Origin of the sequence: Pseudomonas sp. GL-RE-26, assembly GCF_019956275.1 — a bacterium.
Lineage (GTDB): Bacteria > Pseudomonadota > Gammaproteobacteria > Pseudomonadales > Pseudomonadaceae > Aquipseudomonas > Aquipseudomonas grandcourensis.
The window spans coordinates 1-2,260 of the sequence record NZ_JAHBDI010000072.1 but is presented as its reverse complement, the minus strand read 5'-3'; the positions used below and the strand labels follow the sequence as shown (position 1 = coordinate 2,260).

Annotated in this window: 2 protein-coding genes and 1 pseudogene; all 3 read right to left on the bottom strand. The window is 55.0% G+C overall.

Translation table 11 applies throughout. The annotated features are described in order from the left end of the window. Nucleotides 1-331: 331 nt before the first annotated feature. Nucleotides 332-1,051, bottom strand: coding sequence for a hypothetical protein (locus tag KGB07_RS26570; protein ID WP_046043881.1), 720 nt, complete (start codon nucleotides 1,049-1,051; stop codon nucleotides 332-334). A 139-nt stretch (nucleotides 1,052-1,190) separates the two neighbouring features. Next, nucleotides 1,191-2,171, bottom strand: a complete 981-nt coding sequence (locus KGB07_RS26565) for a peptide ABC transporter ATP-binding protein (RefSeq protein WP_046043945.1) — start codon at nucleotides 2,169-2,171, stop codon at nucleotides 1,191-1,193. Next, nucleotides 2,171-2,260: pseudogene (locus KGB07_RS26560) on the bottom strand (peptide ABC transporter ATP-binding protein); the annotation flags it as partial. The pseudogene KGB07_RS26560 and the gene KGB07_RS26565, both read right to left, overlap by 1 nt.

The following is a 2,260-nucleotide window of genomic DNA, read 5'->3' as shown; positions in this document are numbered from 1 at the left end:
CCTATAACCCCTTGCGGTCGGACAAGGCACTGAATTTAGCAATCCTGCGCCACCCGCGGAAGGCGAGGACTCTGTCGGTTACTACGAACTGGCCATCTCGGCCCTTCCTCCAGACGGCAGTTTCAAGAGCACAACGGGCATCTTTAGGGGAGTCCTGTCGCTGACCTTCGAGGTGCGTTACCCCGTAAAAGGTGCCAAGGTGGATGGCTCTACAGTGGCTCCGTTCAATGTTTACCCAGGTGAACCAAAATTGTTGAAAGGGAAGTCGGTAACGATACCTGACCAGCCTTCTTGTTAAGTGTTTTTATGAAAATACAGTCTTGCAAATTCATTATTTTGACTTAAGTCCGTTGTAGAACTCGAGCGCAATCTCCTTGGAAATTTCCATTTTTTGCCGAAACTTGCTAGGGCGCAAAGAATGATCTTCATTGTACTTGGAGTCTATTCCAGCGCCGAAAGCTTCTTCTCTCTGGATCATTTCGTTTAGTGCCTTAACCAGTGCGCCATCGCTAGTGGCAATCTTATGCGCGCCGACGTAACCATCTACGAGTGTCTCGGCGTATCCATGAATCTCGCAGTTATGATAAAGATAGAGTTTCATGATGCAGGCAAATGAATGGGCGAAAGATTTTTTTGCTCCACTTGGCAGTGCTGAGTTGCAGCCATAAATTTTTATCTTCCCGGCAAAATTTTTATTCAGCAGGACTTCATCTTTCAACTCTTTGGCCAGGGCAAAGGCGGTGATGGACTCGCTGCTAGCAGAACTTTCGTTGGACAGACTCATGCTTCCTGGAGCGCAATGACCAAAAATGTAGATTGTCTCGTTTGGGCCTATGCAACTTTCCAAGCGTTCTTTAAGCCTTTTTTTCGAAGGTTTGTCGAATGTAAAGAACTCATAGTCGGCCAAATCGGTCCTGTCTTTGTTGGCATCAATTTTTGACCGCCTTGCTTTTCGCCAGTTTTCTCTCGTATTTGTCCACTGTCTGGACTGCCCCGAAAAAGGGCATATCACGATTCGTGAGTGTTTACTGGCGTTGCTGTCATCGCACATATCGTTCCTTCCATTGAATAGATCTCCTACCGAAAAGATTCTAGCCAAGCCTGAGGATTTGGCACGTTGTACCTTTCGCGCAAATCTATCCTTGCGGGTGGAAAGCAAGCGTGTTGAGCAAGCCCGCTCCCACAGTTCGTTATGCCGCGCCGTCGAGGAATTGCTCGGCGTAGTGGCAAGCCACCTGGCGGCCGGCGAGCAGGCGCAGGGCCGGCTCTTCAGTGCTGCAACGCTCGGTGGCATATGGGCAGCGCTTGTGGAAGGCACAGCCGGACGGTGGGTTCAGCGGGTTGGGCAATTCGCCGACGATCTTGATTTTCGGCTTGTTCGGATCCGGGTGGATGGCCGGCGTCGCCGACAACAGCGCTTGGGTGTAGGGGTGCAGAGGACGGGAGTAAATGTCCTCTTTCGTGCCCATTTCCACCGGGCGCCCGAGGTACATCACCATCACATGGTCGGCCACGTGGCGTACCACCGCCAGGTTGTGGGAGATGAACACGTAGGCGGTGTTGAACTCTTGCTGCAAATCCATGAACAGGTTGAGCACCTGCGCCTGAATCGACACGTCCAGCGCCGAAGTCGGTTCGTCCGCCACCAGCACTTTCGGTTGCAGCATCATCGCGCGGGCCAGGGCGATCCGCTGGCGCTGACCGCCGGAGAACATGTGCGGATAACGCTGGTAGTGCTCGGGCCGCAAGCCCACCTGCTTCATCATCGCCTGGACTTTTTCGCGACGTTCCGCGGCGCTCAGGTTGGTGTTGATCAGCAGCGGCTCGGCGAGCTGATCACCGACTTTCTGCCGTGGGTTCAGCGAGGCGTACGGGCTCTGGAACACCATCTGCACGTCTTTGCGCAGTTGCTTGCGCTGGGCCTTGTCGGCGCCGGCGACTTCCTGTCCGGCGATTTTCAAGGAGCCGGACGACGGCTCTTCGATCAGGGTCAAGGCACGGGCCAGGGTGGATTTGCCGCAACCCGACTCGCCGACGACCGCGAGGGTCTTGCCGGCTTCCAGTTCGAACGACACGCCGTTGAGGGCGCGCACGGTGGCGTGCCCCTTGAACAGGCCACGGGACACCTCGTAATGACGGGTCAGGTCGCGGGCGGTAAGAACGACGGCCATTACGCCACCTCCTGGTTCAGCGGGTAGAAGCAGCGAGCGAGGCTGTTGCTTTTCTGGTCAAGGGCCGGACGTTGTTGACGGCAGTTGTC